The sequence below is a fragment of the Microcoleus sp. B4-C2 genome, from assembly GCF_036705265.1.
Lineage (GTDB): Bacteria > Cyanobacteriota > Cyanobacteriia > Cyanobacteriales > Microcoleaceae > Microcoleus.
The window spans coordinates 1-17,188 of sequence record NZ_JAUBUB010000007.1 but is presented as its reverse complement, the minus strand read 5'-3'; the positions used below and the strand labels follow the sequence as shown (position 1 = coordinate 17,188).

The window sequence follows — 17,188 nt, the reverse complement described above, 5'->3', positions numbered from 1 at the left end:
CCATAATACTTACTTAAAAAATATAAACTCGGTATAAAAAATGACTGAAAAAAAGAATTCCAAGAAATCTCCACCTAAAGCTGGTATTAAAGCTCGCAAGCAGCAAAACAATCAAAACGACTTATTTCCTGTAGTCGCAATAGGAGCCTCTGCAGGTGGATTGGAAGCCTTTATGGAATTACTGAGCCATTTGCCGATCGATACTGGCATGGCGTTTGTAATAATTCAGCATATGTTGCCGAGTCAGGGAAGTGTGTTGAGTGTGATTCTGGCTCGATCGACCCAGATGCCCGTCCATGAGGTGACAGATGGGATGCTAATAGCACCGAATCAGGTGTACGTCATCCCCCCGAATTTCAGCATGACTATCGATCGAGGGGTGCTGAAGCTAACGCCTCGCGGCAGAGGACGCGGGGTATTTATGTCCGTCGATACTTTTCTGTTTTCCCTCGCCGAAGAACGGGGGGACAAAGCCATCGGCGTCATTTTGTCCGGGGGCGACAGCGATGGTGCCCAAGGGTTAAAAGCGATTAAGGCCGCCGGCGGTATTACTTTTGCCCAATGTGAAGAATCGGCACAAGTCAGCAGTATGCCGAATACTGCGGTGGCTACGGGTCAGGTAGACTTTATCTTGACACCGGAAAAAATTGCCCAGAAAATATCAGAGATCGGCCGTCATCCCTACATTGCAGAGTGGCCTGCGACAGAATCGACTATCAGCGAAGATGCGATCGCAAATAAAGATGCGATCGCCACGATCTACAGTTTGCTGCGGGCGGCTACAGGAGTTGACTTTACTAACTACAAGCAAACCACCTTGAAGCGGCGGATACATCGGCGGATGTTACTCTACAAGCTCGAACGCATTGAAAATTATGCCGAATATCTCCAAAACACCCCAACAGAAGTAACCGCGCTGTATCACGATGTCTTAATTCATGTCACCAGCTTTTTCCGCGATCCCGAAACCTTTGATGCCTTAAGCAGCAATGTTTTTCCCGCAATTGTCCAAGATAAATCGCCGAAAACACCGATCCGAATTTGGATTGCCGGCTGTTCCACGGGTGAAGAAGCTTACTCGATCGCCATTTGCTTGCTAGAGTTTTTAGCAGCTCGATCTACTAACCTGCCGATTCAGATTTATGCCACAGACATCAGCGAAAGTGCGATCGCGATCGCCCGCAGTGGCTTTTATACCCAGGCCCAAGTCGCGGATATTTCACCTGAACGCCTAAATCGCTTCTTTGTCCAAGTCGAGGGCGGATACCAAATCGCTAAGCCCGTGCGGGAAATCTGCGTCTTTGCTAGACAAAACCTGATCGCCGATCCGCCCTTTTCCCGGATGGATTTGATTACCTGTCGGAACGTGCTGATCTATCTGGGACCCCCGTTGCAGAAAAAACTGCTGCCAATGTTCCACTATGGGCTTCGGCCCGCAGGCTTTTTGCTGTTAGGCACTTCGGAAACGGTGGGAGACTTTTCAGAATTCTTTGCGCTATTCGACAAAAAGAACAAAATTTATACTAAAAAACAGTTGTCGCATTGGCTCAGCATGGATTTAAATGCTAACAACTATCCTCTGACACCCCTCAACCCTCCACCGCTGCAGACAGAAAAGCTGGACGAAATCGAAATGGAGAAACAGGCCGATCGCATTGTTTTGAATCACTATGCCCCTGTCGGGGTCGTGATTAACACAGCCAGCGAGATTGTGCAATTTCGAGGACAGACGAATGCCTACCTAGAACCGGCCCCCGGTAGGGCGAGCTTTAGCCTGCTGAGAATGGCAAAAGAAGGATTGCGTGTGGAACTGCGAACTGCAATTCAACAAGCCTCACAGCAGAAGCAGCCGATCGCACGGGCAGGCTTGCAAGTTAAAGAGGGCCAGATCATTCGGCAGATCAGAATTAATGTGATTCCATTCCAAGCCGGCGCTGTGGTAAAAGACTATTTTTTAGTGTTATTTCAAGAGGAGTCCCCGATATCTGTAATGCCTGCTGCTGATACTGACGATAGTAGAGTCAACTCCGATCCTTCACCCTGTGAAAGTCAGGAGATTGCAAGGCTGCTACAGGAACTGAAAACCACAAAAGAACATCTTGGAGCGATCGTCCAAGAACATCAAGCAGCTAATCAAGATTTGAGAGCCGCCAACGAAGAGATTTTGTCAAGCAACGAAGAGTTGCAAAGCATGAATGAGGAACTCGAAACGGCGAAAGAAGAAATTCAGGCAACCAATGAAGAACTCAACACAATTAATGACGAATTGCAGCGGCGCAATGTTGAATCAACTCAGGTAAGCAACGATTTAGAAAATCTCTTGACCAGCATCAATATTCCGATCCTGATGCTGGGAGGCGACCTGCGAATCCGCCGGTTTACTCCCGCAATCGAACGCATCTTCAACTTGATTTCTACCGATGTTGGGAGGTCTTTGAGCGACATCACTCACAAGTTGATAGTACCGGACTTAGAGCAATGGATTTTAGACGTGATCCGCACGCTGAATTTGAAAGTTCAGGAGGTTCAAGATCGAGACGGTCGTTGGTACGATCTGCATATTCGACCTTATCGGACGATCGACCACAAGATTGATGGGGCTGTGGTGATGTTGGTGGATATCAACGAGCTCAAACTCAGCGCCCAGCAGTTGACGGAAGCGAAAAATTACGCCGAAACGATCGTAGAAACCGTGCGGGAACCATTGCTAGTGTTAGATCTCGACCTGCGGGCAATAACTGCCAATCGTTCTTTCTACGATACGTTTCAGGTGATGCCGAGCCAAACTGAGCAGCGCTCATTGTTCGATCTGGGTAATGGACAGTGGAATATTCCCCAGTTGCGATCGCTCCTCAAAGAAATTCTGGCAGGCAGTCCCCAGTTTAAAGATTTTGAAGTCGAGCATGACTTTGAGCAGATCGGGCATAAAATAATGCAGCTCAATGCCCGCAAAATGCCTCCGATCGGGGATACACAGATGATCCTGTTGGCGATCGAGGATATCACGCAGCAAAAACAGTTAGAGACAGAACGCAGCCTTCGGATGCAAGAACAATCGGCTCGTGTGACTGCTGAGGAGGCCAACCGCATCAAAGATGAGTTTTTGTCCGTCCTCTCTCACGAACTGCGGACGCCGCTCAATGCGATGATTGGCTGGGCACAGTTGCTGCGCCTGAAAAAATTTGACGAGGCTAAAACCAACGAGGCGCTAAAAACGATCGAGCGCGCCGCCAAAGCACAAAACCAACTCATCGATGACATCTTAGACGTTTCCCGGATTACCACCGGCCAATTTCGGCTTAATGCTTCTGAAATTGAGCTCAATCCACTGGTTGAAAATGCGATCGCGGTAATTGGTTTCGCAGCAGAAGCCAAAAATATTCAACTTGAATCCAGGCTAAGTCCTTTACAACCAAAGATTTTGGGCGATCCAACTCGCTTACAACAAGTGGTGTGGAATCTACTTTCAAACGCGATTAAATTCACCCCAGCCGAAGGCAGAATTGACATCGCATTAGACTACATTGATGGCATGGCTCAAATCCAAGTTACCGATACTGGTAAAGGCATTGACCCTGATTTTCTCCCCTATGTGTTCGATCGCTTCCGTCAGGCGGATAGTAGTTTCTCTCGCAGAGACTCAGGATTAGGGCTAGGATTGTCGATCGTCCGTCATTTAGTAGAACTCCACGGCGGTACTGTTAGTGCAACAAGTTCGGGTGAGGGACAAGGGGCAACGTTTACCGTGAGGTTGCCGCTACGAGCAGATATGCCATGATAGTTAGACGCTAATATTTACCAAAGACATAATTGATATGAATTCCGGTTACACCGTCCGTGATTGTTGACTGTTGACTGTGCTTTATATTATGCAATCCCCGTAGACGTGCGTAATCGAAATATTGGCAGTGGTTATCGGGGTTCATCAGCGTTTATCTGCCTTCATCTGCGGTCAAAAAAGGCAATAATCTCTAAATAACCCTAACTCTAAATAACCCTAACCCATAACTATTTACCAACCTTAACCTCAGCGCCATCCTTCAGAAAACCAGTCCCAGTAACAACCACCCGATCGCCCGCCTTCAAACCTTTTTTAACCACCACCTTAGCAGCAGTCAAATCGCCCACAGCACCCCCGGAAATTTCCCCAAGTTCCACCGGTTGAGCCTGCACCTTGTTTTCGCCCACAAGTTTGTAAACCATAGAACTGCCATCAGATTGCGGTACAATAGCTTTAGCAGGCACTTTCAAACCTTGAGCCGTTGTCGTCGAAATGGATGCGCGCAAAAACATTCCCGATCGCAAAAACTCACTTGTCGGCAAATCAATCTTCACCGTAGCTTGCCGATTTTGCGGGTCAACTACCGGCGAAATCTCTCGCACAGTTCCTGACAACTTAATCCGCTTGTCAGAATCCGAAGTAATTTGGACTGCTGTTCCCGGTTGCACTTGCGAAATCTGAGTTTCCGGTACTTTCAATTGTAGTTCCAGCTTGTTGCCCCGAATAATCGAAAATAGTTTTTGACTTCCCGAAGAAACATCGCCAACTCGACCAATTCTTTCAGCCACAGTGCCACTATCCGGCGCTCGAACAATTGTTTGTTCTAGTTGAGTTTGTAACTGTTTGACTTGTGCATCATTACTGCGGACAGTTGCTGCGTTATTTCCCACATTTGCTCTGGCACTACTGACACTCGCTCCGGCCGTATTCACTTTAGCACGAGCGCTGGCGAGAGCCGCTCTAGCCGTACTGATATTAGCTTCAGCAGTAGCTACTTTAGCAATAGAAGATTGCACTTCTTCCGCTGCTTTATTCTGTTCTTGCAAAGCTGTATTCAAGTCAGCTTTAGCTTTGTTCAAATCTTGAACAGCAGTCTGTCGCTCTGTCTTTCGCCTTTCCAAATCTTGCTGACTAATTACTCCCTGAGTCGCCAAATCTTGGGTGCGATTTACTTCTCTTTGAGCCTGATCTAATTTAGCCTGAGCGGAGGCAATGCCGGCTTTAGCTTGAGTGACACCGGCTTTAGCTTGTTCCACACCAGCCCTTGCCTGCCCCACGCCTGTTTTGGCTTGCGCTGCGTCAGCGATGGCTTTTTCTACGCCTGCTTGGGCTTGAGCCACGCCTGCTTGGGCTTCTTGTTGGGCTGACTCGGCTTGCTGTACCTGAGCTTGGGCTTGCTCTACCGTAGAATTAGCCGATTGTACTCCCGCAAGCGCTTCGGCAATTTGCGATCGTAGCACCGAATCGTCCAAAACCGCCATCGTCTGACCTTTTTCTACCACATCCCCTTCATTCACCAACACCTGCTTAATTTGCAAACCGTTGGCTTGTGGCAGCACCGGTAGCAAGTCATAGGCTGCCACGGTGCCCGTCGCTTGTAGAGTTTCACCCACCTGGGCAGATTCCACAGGCGCGACTGTCACCGTCGGAGCAATCGCCTGCTGAGTTGCCGAGGGAATTGGAGCAGCAGGCGGCGAACTCTGATTGCCCCCAGTCAATTTTACTGCTAGCAACGTTGCAGCCACGCCAATCCCTGCGCCCGCCAACAAGGCAGGCCACCTGATTTCTTTGCTGGGCCCAAATTCAGTTACTTCTGGTTCCCAAACTTGTTCCGCCTCGATTTCTGGAACTTCCAGCGCAACTTCTCGTTCATCATCCTCACCGGAGAATTGCCAGCGAGATTTGTCTGAGACTTCACTTTCAGCTACATCCACTGCTGAGTTCCTTTCGCGCCCGCTCTCCACGGGGGGAAGGGGTTGCTTTTCTTCGGCTTCTGAAAAAACTTGATTAGTCACGGTAGTTCCTCTCGCCAGTATGAGCCTGTGCTTTTGATATTGTAAAGAAAGATTACGATAATATTTACTTTATTTTAGCGGAGGGCCTCTGGATTAACGCTTCCTCCTTTTGGGTGAGTGTGGCGCCGTTTCACCCTAGAATGGCGATTTTGATTAAATTTGATCAAAGTTTGTGCGATCGACATTTAATTTGATCGGTCTCTGGGGCATACTGAATATTAGCGTGATTCCCGATCGTGGGGTCGATCGGGCTGGCCTTGTCTGTCCCGAAGCGGTTTTGCCGTCACCAGCTTATCAATACTGAGAGCATTTAGTCTAATCTTGAACTGATTATTGCTAATCTATACTCTAATGTGTTTCTCGTAGAACCCGACAAATCGGGTCAGGAAATTGTACCAGTTTAATTGACAAAAATCACAATGAATAGCGTCTTTTCTCCCGTCCAACAGTTTCTAATTACTTGGCTACTAATGCTAGTGACGGGATGGTTTACCCTGACTGCTGTCAGTTATGTTGGGGAACTGGTCAGCATTTTAGTAACAGCGGGACTCATTGCATTTTTATTAAATTATGCAGTAAAAAGACTGCAAGTATTTTTGCCTCGGGGAGTAGCGGCGGGGCTGGTTTATTTAACAGCAGGTGTGGTAGTAATAGTAATCGGTTTAACTATTGTGCCGCCCGTGTTCAGCCAAGCGAGACAGTTGGGGGTGAGGTTCCCGGATTTGCTGGAGTCGGGGCGACTGCAGCTAGCTGAATTTCAAGCCTGGAGTGCCGAGCGCAATTTGCCGTTTAACGTGCAAATATTGGAGCAGCAGTTATCAGCGAAAGTGCAGGAACAAGTGCAGGCGCTCGCAGGTACGAGTTTAGGCTTAGTTGTCGGTACTGTTAACTGGTTTTTGGACTTGATTTTTATTGTGGTGATTTCCTTTTATATGCTCCTAGACGGGCAAAGAGTTTGGCAGGGTTTGACCAGTATTTTTTCCCCAGACATTCGCTATGTTTTAACAGAGACTTTGCAGCGAAACCTCCAGCGATTTGTATCGGGACAGTTATTGCTGGGACTATTGATGGCCATCTCGTTGACTCTGGCTTTTTGGTGGCTGCAAGTTCCGTTTTTTCTGTTGTTTGCCGTGTTTATAGGATTGACGGAAATAATTCCGTTTATTGGAGCAACTTTGGGAATTGGCACTGTTAGTATAATTGTAGCCTTTATTGATTGGTGGCTGGCGCTGCAAGTGTTGGTAGTCGCGATCGGTCTCCAGCAAATCAAGGATAATTTAGTAGCTCCCCGAATCATGGGCAATCTCACCGGATTGAGCCCGGTAATTATTTTCACAGCTTTGCTGTTAGGAGGTAGAGTGGGAGGATTGTTGGGAGTTATCCTGGCAATTCCGCTCACTGGGGTTGTAAAAAGTATAGTAGAAATTGTACTCAATCCCAAATTGCCACCCCAAACAGGCTCGTTTTTCTACAATCCTTTTAGCGGCGAGGAATTGGGGAAAATACCAGAAGATGAAACTAGAATAATCTTGGTCGCAGATGAACAAAAGTAGTCTAATTGTTGTAGTAAGTAATTCAGTTATGAAATTTTTTATTCTTCACTAATTAATTTTTGGCTGCTGAGTTCATCAATAAAAAACTAAAGTCTCTACAAATAACTTTAAGCACTTTAGTCTTGATTACTAACCAACTTAAAATCTCAAACCTAAAAACTTATGAACTGGTGGCAAAATCTTAGAAAAAATCCTCTAGCTCGGTTAGGAGCCGTGCTACTGTTAATTTTTTACACAGTCGCACTTTTTGCCGAATTTGTGGCACCTTACGACCCCTACGACTCTCAATTAGACGGTTCATTATTGCCGCCGACTCAGATTTATTTAACCACCCAAGACGGGCGATTTATCGGGCCCCACGTTTATCCGACAACTCAGGGCCCAGTGGATGCGAATACCGGCGCTCGCGAGGTAATTGTAGACTGGCGAAAACCCTCTGCTGTCGGTTTGTTTGTCAAAGGTTCTCCCTATAATTTTTTAGGAGTTTTGCCATTAGATAGGCATCTTTTTGGCACTACAGGAGAAGGTCAAATTAACATTTTAGGCACGGATGAACAAGCGCGCGATCAATTCAGCCGCTTAGTACACGGCAGCAGAATTAGCCTCAGCATCGGTTTAGTTGGCATAGCAATTTCTTTTCCATTGGGATTGTTAATCGGAGGCATATCTGGTTATTTCGGCAGTTGGATTGATAGTATTTTAATGCGTTTCGCAGAAGTATTAATGACGATTCCCGGTCTTTATTTATTAGTAGCGCTAGCAGCAGTTTTGCCGCCGGGATTGACAAGTGCTCAGCGATTTATATTGATTGTGCTGATTACTTCATTTATCAGTTGGGCGGGTTTGGCGCGGGTAATTCGCGGTCAGGTACTGTCAATTAAACAACGAGAATTTGTGCAAGCGGCGCGGGCAATGGGCGCCAATCCAATTTATATTATTGTCCGCCACGTGTTGCCACAAACTGCTACTTATGTAATTATTTCTGCTACTTTGGCGGTTCCGGGTTTTATTGTGGCGGAGTCGGTTTTGAGTTTAATTGGCTTGGGAATTCAACAGCCCGATCCTTCTTGGGGAAATTTACTATCCCTCTCTACTAATGCTTCAATTTTAGTATTGCAGCCTTGGTTGGTTTGGCCTCCGGCGATACTGATTATTTTGACTGTTTTGGCGTTTAATTTATTGGGGGATGGGTTGCGGGATGCTCTCGATCCGAGAAGCATTCAAAGGTAATGGGTACTGGGTAATTGGTAATTGGGAATTGGTAATTGGAAATTCAAAGATTTGTCGGGGCGGGTTCACCCAAATTTATATCATCAATTCCCAGAACTAAAAAACCCGCCTTCACCCATCGCAGATACTCAAAAAATTGTTCCGCAATCAGGGTTAATTGGTTTGGTGGGGGCGGGTTTATGAATATTTTGGATGTGAACCAAAGATTGTTGGTGAACCCGCCCCTACGAGATTTGGTAATAGAAGTATAGCTCAAAAATACCCAGATTAGTTAAGGATTAACAGGTAAGCGGATGGTAAAAGTAGAACCCACACCCTCCTGACTTTTTACGGAAATATTGCCACCCATCATTATGCAAAAACGCTGGCTGATTGCTAGTCCCAAAGCGGTGCCACCGTACTTGCGCGTGGTAGAAGCGTCTGCTTGGGTAAAGGGTTGGAAAATGTGCTGCAACTGTGGGGTACAATTTTCTTAAAGTATATACCTGCAATTTGCGGTAAACTTTTTTCAGTAATCTACTAATTATTCAAGTCCGATCGTGAAATTAGAATTTGCCTTAGCTCAATATACTGATGCTCTCGCTCACCTAAAATTGGCAAAGTCTGAACCCTCAGAAATAGCCATTCTCCATATTTTAGTTACTCGCGATGCCATCAAAGAAGCACTCAGCGAGAAAACCCAGCTTTCTGTGGAAAGTTTGGCTAAACTACTCGAATTGGACAACTTCCTGAAACAACAAGCCAATGCGATCGCCCGAGGAGCAAAATTAGCAGAATGGCGAGCTACATTTCACCCCTCCCCAGAAGCTTGGTGGTGGTTCCTCGAACCGACTTCCCACGAGGAAGTTTCCCCCTCAAATCGCTTAGATTGGTTGTTCAACGGGCTGACAATCGCTGGATTGGCAGGGGTAGCGGCTTATATGACAACTTTCGCTCAACTCTTTGCCACGGGAGGAATCAGCTTCGCTGAGAGCTTTGGTCTGCTCGGACAAGGAGGGTTGCTTCTGACGGTAATCCACACCTTGCAGGACACAGGACAAGAACAGATTAAAAATATCCTCAAAAAACTCAATATTGCTCCGCAGTTTCACAGTCAAGCAACCTTGGGTATTACCGCAATGTTATTGTTGGCTTCTGTGGGAGTCTATAACTCTTTGCCTCGGATTGGGGACTGGAACTATCGAGAAGGAAAAAAACTCTACGAAAGAGGTTTACTGGAAAAAGCTAAAGGGAAATACGAGCAAGCGGCCAAAATAAACCCCAATAATTGGGAGATTCCAATTGCCTTGGGACAAATCTACGAATCTTTAGGATCTATAGATTTAGCGAGGAAGGAATATGAAAAAGTGTTAAACCTAGGGGAGGCTCGCGCCTTTAATAACTTAGGTCGCGTTTATATTAGTAAAGACGATAGAGTTACCGCTGAAACTTTACTGCGGATGGGAGTACAACGGGTGAGGAAAGAAGATGCTCAACTCAATTATGAACTGCATCTAAACTTGGGCTGGATACTGCTCAAACAAAAACAGTATCAAGCGGCTGAAAAAGAACTTCGACAAGCAGTTGCTATTGACCAAGCAATTGAAGGAAAACAGCTCGGTGGAGGGATGGCTTATTGCTTGCTAGAAGATGTTCTGGAAGAAAAAAAAGATACAAAAGAGGCATCCCGCTGGAGAAAAATGTGTTTGGAGAGTGCTCGTCCCGAAACGCTTGAGCAGTATAAATGGTTTATTGAAACTGGAAAACAAGATTTCGCCGATCAGATAGATACTACGGGAGTGGTGAATGGAGAATCTAACCCAAGTACACAGCCGTAATGAGTAAGATAAAAGTAAAAAATCAAACCTAAACACAAGGTTATGTTTACTTTTCGTTTCCCTAGTTGGTTTGTATTCCCCTTTTTTTAGGGAAACTTCTTTTGTAAGGTGCGCCAGCATTCTTTTTTTCTGAAATTGAATGCTGCGTGTGCCATCCACCCTAATTTTGCAGATTAACTGGCAACCAGATCGTAAAAGTAGAACCAACACCCTCCTGACTTTTTACGGAAATATTGCCGCCCATCATTAGACAAAAACGTTGGCTGATTGCTAGTCCCAAACCGGTGCCGCCGTACTTGCGCGTGGTGGAAGCGTCTGCTTGGGTAAAGGGTTGGAAAATGTGCTGCAACTGGTCGGGAGTCATCCCAATTCCTGTATCTGTACAATTAATAACTAAAAATTCTTTACTAGCAATTGAAGATTGAGAAATTGTGGCAGGTTCCGCAGTGTTTTCTTGTTTTGCTTCGCTGCTGTCGCCCGCGATTTTTTCTCGGCTGGCTGTGAGGGTAATTGTACCGTTTTGAGTGAATTTGGCGGCATTGCTCAGCAAATTTAATAAAATCTGCTGCACTTTGGTAATGTCACCGTGCATCGTGCCGATATTAGTAATTTTGTGCAAGTTGAGAGTGTTGCCGTTCTTTTCAATTAGCGGCGCGGCGGTGGATGCTACTTCTTCAATCAAGGCGGCGATGTTGAAGGTTTCTAAGTAAAGATCCATGCGGCCGGCTTCGATTTTAGAAATGTCGAGAATGTCGTTAATTAGCGATAGCAAGTGTCTGCCGGAAGTGCGAATTTTGTCTAAATCTGGGGTGAGTTCATCGTAGCCCAATTCTGCGGTTTCTTCTTGGAGCATTTCGCTGTAGCCGATGATGGCATTCAGAGGTGTTCGCAGTTCGTGGCTCATGTTTGCCAAAAATGCGCTTTTTGCGGTGGAAGCGGCTTCGGCTGCTTCTAGGGCGAGTTGCAAGGCGGATTCAAAGACTTTTCGATCGCTAATATCCTCGACGCTGCCTTCATAGTAGAGTACCTGGCCGTTGGCGTCACACACTGCACGCGCGCTTTCGGAAATCCAAATTACCTTGCCGTCAACGCGGTAAACTTGTGACTCAAACCCCGAAACTTCTCCGAATTCTTCCATCACCCGCATAAACTTGTCGCCCTGCTGAGGATTGACGTAAGCTTGCTGTTTGATGTTGGTGAGATTTGATGTCAATTCTTCGGGATTGGCGTAGCCATAGATGCGGGCTAAAGCTGGATTTACGCTCAAGAAGTGGCCTTCGGGGGTTCTTTGAAAAATGCCTTCGACGGCATTTTCAAAGATGCTACGATATTTTTGTTCTGCTTGACGCAAAGCGCTTTGTGTACGATCGCGCTCGCTGGCTTCGATCGCCAATGATACCAAATCTGCGAGGGAAGCAGCAAAATTTTGTTCTTCTAATGTCCAGTTACGAGGAGTTCCCACTTGTTCGATACAGATGACTCCGACTGTTTGTCCTCCCAGCCGCACGGGCGCATCTAAGGTTGATGTAGTACCCACTTGTGAAAAGTAAGATTCCACAAATTCTCTGGTTCTCACATCTGAGAGAGCGTCATCGGCTGCGATCGTCCGGTGTTCTTCCAAAGCTTTAAAATAAGCTGGATAGTCTGCTGCTGCGAGTTCGGCACCTTGGGAATGCTGCGGGTTGCTGCGGCTAAATTGGTCGAGACAGTGCAGTTTCGAGCGGCTTTCATCGTACAACCAAGCTCCGGCTCGTTCTGCATCTAGGGTATGAGTAGCTGCTTCGGTAATTTGCCTAAAAGCTACTTGCAAATCGCCTCGATACAGCGCTTTATTTCTTGCCAATTCTACCAAAACCGTATTTTGTTTGAGCAATTGTTTTTGCCTGTGGCGTCGCGCCGATTCGGCTCGCTTCTGTTCGGTAATGTCGCGAGCTACCACAATGACGGATTCTTCGGAAAGGGGTGAAATGCTGGCGGCAAAACAAACTTCGCGGTCGTCAATGGTTAAATTGTACTCGATACTGACAGTTTGTTGAGTATCTAAAGCTGTTCGGATGTGGTTGAGAAAATTGTTGGCTGTAGCTTGCGGAAACACCTCTGTGAGTCTTTTGCCTACTAATTCTTCGATTGGTTTGTAGAGCAGAGAAAGATTTGTGGGGGCGATTTTTAAATAGCGACCGCTGGCGTCGAGAACTATAATTAATTCACTCATGGCTGCAAACAAAGCCCGCAATTCTGCTTCGGCGGCTTCGAGTTCTGCCGTCCGCTCTGCTACTCGCTGTTCTAAACTAGAGTTGGTTTGTTCTAGAGCAACAAAAGACGATCGCAATTGTCTAGCCATTTGATTGAAAGACTGAGCTAGGAGATCGATTTCTTTGACTCCTTGAACTTCGACTTCGCCGTTTAATTCTGCGGAAGTGAAGTCGGATGACTCAGACATTTTTGTTAAAGCTTTGGAAGCTTGCAACAATCGGGTAATCGGTGTGACAACCCAGCGAGAGGTAAATATTCCGAGAACGATCGCCAGTACCAAGGCAAAAAAGCACAATAAGATAGTTGTGCGAGTGTTGGCGTTAATTTGCTCCATAAAGTCTGCTTCCGGGATTGCGACTACAATCAGCCAATCGAGGCCGCGGCCGTCTTGCAGGGGAGCAACGGTAATGAATTGACGTTTGCCGTCTATCTCGAAGGTAAACTGTCCTTTGCTGTCAATTTGTTCAAAACTACCAAATCGTTGTTGTAAGTATGTGGAAGCCGATCGAATTAGCAAATTTTTGCTCCTAGTCGCCAACAGCCGTTCTTGTCCGTCTTGGCCGGTGACAAAAGGCAATTCGTCTGTGGAACTGGCGACTATTTTCCCGCTGCGTTCGATCGCAAAAACTTGTCCTGACGGGCTAATTTTGATGCTTTTGAGAAAATCGCTGATTTGAGAAAGAGTCAAGTCAATAGCCAATACCCCCTGCAGGTTTCCTGTTTCATTGTAAATAGGCATCACCGGCGTAATCCCCAGAACTGGCGAGGCTGCGAAGGGGTAGATGGGAGACCAAGTGGCTTTTCCTGACTGTTTGGCAGCTTTGTACCACGGTCTAGTACGGGGGTCATAGGGGACGATTTGGATTAGCTCAGTGCGATTTCCTTGGCTATCTAGGCGATAAATTTCGCGGTTTGGAGCGGTTGATTCGTCTCTGATGTATACTAAGTGTTCTGCTTCTCGCTTGAGCAAGACGAATCTGCCCTGTTCGTCGCCATAGTAAATGGTTGTATTTCGATCGCTCAGCTTGGTCTGGTTCCACAAATAGCGCTCTAAGTTGGGCAAGTCTTCCGGGTCTAAGTTGCCAGAGGCGATCGCAGCAGTATTCATTTGTAGAAATAAATGAGATACATCCCCAAAACTGCGGAAATTTTCTTTGGTTCTGGCTGCGACTTCCAAGCTTAACCTAGTAGCAAGGTCATTGACGGCTTTCTGGCCGTTGCGAAACGAAAGCCATCCAGTCACGCCGACTGCTACGGAGATTTGTACCACCAGCGGTATCAACAAGACTAGGCTTAGTGACATCTTGGGCGAGCTTTTCATCACACAACTGCTCAGACTTTTCAATAACATAAATATTGTGACACCTACCGGGTTTGTGTATCGTTTGTCGCTTAAACTCAAATGTTGCACCATTCTCAATAAGCTTTTTATGAACAGGCTTTCCGGCCTGTTCCACAAAGAGTGAATTTTCTGGTGGAACAGGCTTTTCGGTCTGTTAAGCGAGAATGGTACAATATCTCAGTTAAAATCACCCTCGATATAAGTTACAACGTTGTACACACATAGTGAAGTGCAGTTACCGACTGCTCAAAACGGGGCTGAGGTTTCCACCGCTACTCTAAAAACTTGTAATATTAATCATGCCACTACTTGTCTGAATGTGGCGATCGCTCTGCAGACTCCCGATAAAAAAGTCACACGCCGTAAAAAATGCAACTTTATGCCCGTGTTCCCCATCCTGGTTGTCATCAGTCATTGCCAATTATTCAATTTTTTAATCTAAACTTTTTAATCTAAAATAAGCTCACTTTTTGCGGGTGGGAATTCTCTTCCTTACGCCCGGTTAATAAAAATTTTATTTTCATTTTTTCTACAGTCCCAGGAAAAATGTAAATTCTGTGACAATCTGGTGTTAAAAAATTTGCTATTAATAAGATAAGCCGCCAAAATCCAGATCGACTACAAAGAGGATAATTGAAGCATCTGCATTTCATCAACGCCAGCAAAGTAAAGCGTTTTTAGCTTTTTTGGACGATCGACATTTGGGCAAAATAATACTTCTGGAGGATGACATGAACTATACATTTGAAATCCTGGGCGTATCTCCAACTTTAACATTTTTTAACCAGCAGCAGGAATTGCTGCAACAACAGCAGCCGTCCGGTGTAGAATACTTGGCAAACCGAAAGTGCACTCTCGATGCGTTTGTGGCATCCGTAGAGACAGTTTCTCCTCAGCAAGGCTGGGATGTCGATCGAGTTGTAGACACCGTGATTAGTTTCTGGATGAACAACTCTGATAGCATCCAGTATTGGAGACACAGGCTGCAGGATGCCGGCAGCGAAAACTTGTTAGTAGCCAGAGTAGGCGATATCAAGTCTTTGCAAGCTGCATTTGAATCACTGCTGGGCGAATAGGAAAATCGCCAATTGCGAAAAAGTCGATCGACTTTTTCGCTAAAACTGAGATATTGCACCATTCTCAATCATCCTTTCAGGCCGTTGCTCTGAGCAACGGCCCACAATAAAATTTATCTGTTGTGGAACAGGCATCTTGCCTGTTCTTGAGAATAGTGCAAGATGTAAGTAACATCCACTCAACTGTCTCTTTCCAATTTCCAATTGGCAATTCCCAAATATTATGTCTCGTTCCAAAGCCCTACAATCTTATATTTTTCTCCGCTTGCTTCTGGCACCGCTAATGTTGTGGACAATCACCACAGCAGTATTTTTGCTCTTGCGGGCTACTCCGGGCGACCCCATAGATGCCATTCTCGGCTCACGAGCTCCCGCAGCCGCCAAAGAAGCAATGCGAACCCAACTCGGCCTCGACGCACCCCTGTGGGAGCAATATTTAAAATACATGAAAGACTTATTCAGTCTGAACTTGGGAACCTCAATCACCACTCGCGGACAAACCGTGTGGCAAATTATCGGAGACTATTTCCCCGCTACAGTGGAATTAGCAGTTTGTAGCATGGCCATAGCTTTAATTGTCGGCATCAGTATCGGTTCCCTGGCAGCATCCCGCCCCAACACTATTTTCGATGCTGCAGGCCGTTTGTTTGGCATTATCACTTACTCGCTGCCGGCTTTTTGGGCTGGTATGGTTTTGCAATTGATTTTCGCAGTGCAGTTGGGCTGGTTTCCCTTGGGAACTCGCTTTCCTGTCACATTCCCCGCTCCCGAAGGCTACACAGGACTATACACTATTGACAGTCTCCTGAGCGCTAACCCTGGTCAGTTTCTCACATCTTTGCATTATTTGGCTCTTCCGAGTTTGACGTTGGGGATTCTTTTGAGCGGCATTTTCGAGCGGATTGTCAGAGTGAATCTCAAGCAAACTTTGCAAGCAGATTATGTCGAAGCAGCTAGAGCTAGAGGCATTCCCGAATTCCAGATTTTATGGGCTCACGCTCTGAAAAATGCACTAATTCCGGTGATTACTGTCTTAGGATTGACTTTTGCGGCACTGTTGGGCGGTGCTATTTTAACAGAGGTTACTTTTTCTTGGCCGGGGTTGGCAAATCGCCTTTACGAAGCGATTAGCTTGCGGGATTATCCAACTGTTCAAGGTATTGTGGTGTTTTTTGCGGCAATTGTTGTAATTGCCAGCATTGTAATTGATATTTTGAATGCTTACGTTGACCCGCGAATTAGGTACTAAAAATATCAAGAAAGAAGGGCAACGGAGGTGCGACTGTTGCACTAAGCCTTTTTCTACCTGTACTTTCTGTCTGCGCGAGATGTTTCAGCCAGTGGTGGCCCTGTGGAAGCAGTTGTCAAAAAGATCGATCGGCTTTTAGAGTGACGACACTTGGCAATTTATGGGCAATACTGGAGAAAATAAAATTATACATTTGAGGAAACGCTGATGAGATTATTGCGAACAATCGCCGCTCTATCGGCTGCCTTGACCCCATTGATGGCTGAAGCTGCCTTTAGCCGTCCCATGCCGGGAACAGCCGATTTTCCCAGAGCCTCAAACCCCCAAGTAAATGTGCCGGTTTGCTTCATCGAAACTCCAGGCGGCACAACTTTTGATTTAGTCAGCTTGTGCGGCAGCAACGCTGCTCCCCAAAACACTAATCCGGTTGCGGGCAATGCTCCTGCAAATAACCCCAATGCAGGCACTCCGCCTCCTCCCCCGAACCCCAACGCCATCACCATCGATGGTGTCGGCACGCCGATAACTACTCCTGCAGGCACGGCAAATCCCAACAATCAGAATAATCAGAATCCGGGAACAGCGCCGAATACCAATCAGAATAATCAGAATCCGGGAACAGCGCCGAATACCAATCCGAATAATCTCAATCCGGGAACAGCGCCGAATACCAATCCGAATAATCTCAATCCGGGAACAGCGCCGAATACCAATCCGAATAATCTCAATCCGGGAACAGCGCCGAATACCAATCCGAATAATCTCAATCCGGGAACAGCGCCGAATACCAATCCGAATAATCTCAATCCGGGAACAGCGCCGAATACCAATCCGAATAATCTCAATCCGGGAACAGCGCCGAATACCAATCC

Annotated in this window: 11 protein-coding genes and 1 pseudogene; 8 read left to right on the top strand and 4 right to left on the bottom strand. The window is 46.4% G+C overall.

The features are described 5' to 3' along the window. The first annotated feature begins 40 nt into the window (after nucleotides 1-40). Entirely contained in the window at nucleotides 41-3,778 is a 3,738-nt protein-coding gene (locus QUB20_RS04325) for a chemotaxis protein CheB (RefSeq protein WP_333244439.1), read from the top strand. A 230-nt stretch (nucleotides 3,779-4,008) separates the two neighbouring features. Here QUB20_RS04325 and QUB20_RS04320 read toward each other — a convergent pair whose 3' ends face one another. Next, nucleotides 4,009-5,796 carry an efflux RND transporter periplasmic adaptor subunit gene (locus QUB20_RS04320; protein ID WP_333244436.1) on the bottom strand — a complete coding sequence of 596 codons (1,788 nt, stop codon included), beginning with the start codon at nucleotides 5,794-5,796 and terminating at the stop codon, nucleotides 4,009-4,011. Nucleotides 5,797-5,968: 172 nt separating this feature from the next. Here QUB20_RS04320 and QUB20_RS04315 point away from each other — a divergent pair, with 172 nt between their 5' ends. From QUB20_RS04315 to QUB20_RS04305, 3 genes are all read left to right on the top strand, one after another. After that, complete coding sequence (locus QUB20_RS04315) at nucleotides 5,969-6,100, top strand: hypothetical protein (RefSeq protein WP_333239487.1); 132 nt, start codon at nucleotides 5,969-5,971, stop codon at nucleotides 6,098-6,100. 115 nt (nucleotides 6,101-6,215) lie between these two features. Further along, nucleotides 6,216-7,349, top strand: coding sequence for an AI-2E family transporter (locus tag QUB20_RS04310; protein WP_333055658.1), 1,134 nt, complete (start codon nucleotides 6,216-6,218; stop codon nucleotides 7,347-7,349). Between the two features lie 162 nt (nucleotides 7,350-7,511). After that, the gene (locus QUB20_RS04305) at nucleotides 7,512-8,579 is read left to right on the top strand and encodes an ABC transporter permease (protein WP_333244433.1); all 1,068 of its coding nucleotides are present in this window, start codon (nucleotides 7,512-7,514) and stop codon (nucleotides 8,577-8,579) included. A 271-nt stretch (nucleotides 8,580-8,850) separates the two neighbouring features. Here QUB20_RS04305 and QUB20_RS04300 read toward each other — a convergent pair. Then, nucleotides 8,851-9,036: pseudogene (locus QUB20_RS04300) on the bottom strand (ATP-binding protein); the annotation flags it as partial. Between the two features lie 82 nt (nucleotides 9,037-9,118). On the opposite strand from QUB20_RS04300, the gene QUB20_RS04295 reads away from it, so the two are divergent. After that, nucleotides 9,119-10,396, top strand: a complete 1,278-nt coding sequence (locus tag QUB20_RS04295) for a tetratricopeptide repeat protein (protein WP_333244427.1) — start codon at nucleotides 9,119-9,121, stop codon at nucleotides 10,394-10,396. 160 nt (nucleotides 10,397-10,556) lie between these two features. On the opposite strand, the gene QUB20_RS04290 is transcribed toward QUB20_RS04295, so the two are convergent. Next, on the bottom strand, nucleotides 10,557-13,970 hold the full coding sequence (locus QUB20_RS04290; protein ID WP_333244424.1) for a PAS domain S-box protein: 3,414 nt from the start codon (nucleotides 13,968-13,970) through the stop codon (nucleotides 10,557-10,559). 298 nt (nucleotides 13,971-14,268) lie between these two features. Then, a complete protein-coding gene (locus tag QUB20_RS04285) occupies nucleotides 14,269-14,406 on the bottom strand; it encodes a hypothetical protein (RefSeq protein WP_333291186.1) in 138 nt (45 codons plus the stop codon). Nucleotides 14,407-14,722: 316 nt separating this feature from the next. Here QUB20_RS04285 and QUB20_RS04280 point away from each other — a divergent pair, with 316 nt between their 5' ends. The 3 genes from QUB20_RS04280 to QUB20_RS04270 all read left to right on the top strand — a co-directional run. Then, a complete protein-coding gene (locus QUB20_RS04280) occupies nucleotides 14,723-15,067 on the top strand; it encodes a hypothetical protein (protein ID WP_333055663.1) in 345 nt (114 codons plus the stop codon). Between the two features lie 223 nt (nucleotides 15,068-15,290). Then, nucleotides 15,291-16,316, top strand: coding sequence for an ABC transporter permease (locus QUB20_RS04275; protein WP_333244421.1), 1,026 nt, complete (start codon nucleotides 15,291-15,293; stop codon nucleotides 16,314-16,316). A 207-nt stretch (nucleotides 16,317-16,523) separates the two neighbouring features. After that, nucleotides 16,524-17,188 (top strand): hypothetical protein (locus QUB20_RS04270; protein ID WP_333291184.1); only part of this gene is annotated, 665 nt, incomplete at its 3' end.

What these genes read in the sequence shown, in the direction of transcription:
- QUB20_RS04305 (WP_333244433.1), top strand. Translation starts at nt 7,512, where the DNA reads ATGAACTGGTGGCAAAATCTTAGAAAAAATCCTCTAGCTCGGTTAGGA.
- QUB20_RS04275 (WP_333244421.1), top strand. Translation starts at nt 15,291, where the DNA reads ATGTCTCGTTCCAAAGCCCTACAATCTTATATTTTTCTCCGCTTGCTT.
- QUB20_RS04325 (WP_333244439.1), top strand. Translation starts at nt 41, where the DNA reads ATGACTGAAAAAAAGAATTCCAAGAAATCTCCACCTAAAGCTGGTATT.
- QUB20_RS04285 (WP_333291186.1), bottom strand. Translation starts at nt 14,406, where the DNA reads ATGACTGATGACAACCAGGATGGGGAACACGGGCATAAAGTTGCATTT.
- QUB20_RS04290 (WP_333244424.1), bottom strand. Translation starts at nt 13,970, where the DNA reads ATGAAAAGCTCGCCCAAGATGTCACTAAGCCTAGTCTTGTTGATACCG.
- QUB20_RS04310 (WP_333055658.1), top strand. Translation starts at nt 6,216, where the DNA reads ATGAATAGCGTCTTTTCTCCCGTCCAACAGTTTCTAATTACTTGGCTA.
- QUB20_RS04280 (WP_333055663.1), top strand. Translation starts at nt 14,723, where the DNA reads ATGAACTATACATTTGAAATCCTGGGCGTATCTCCAACTTTAACATTT.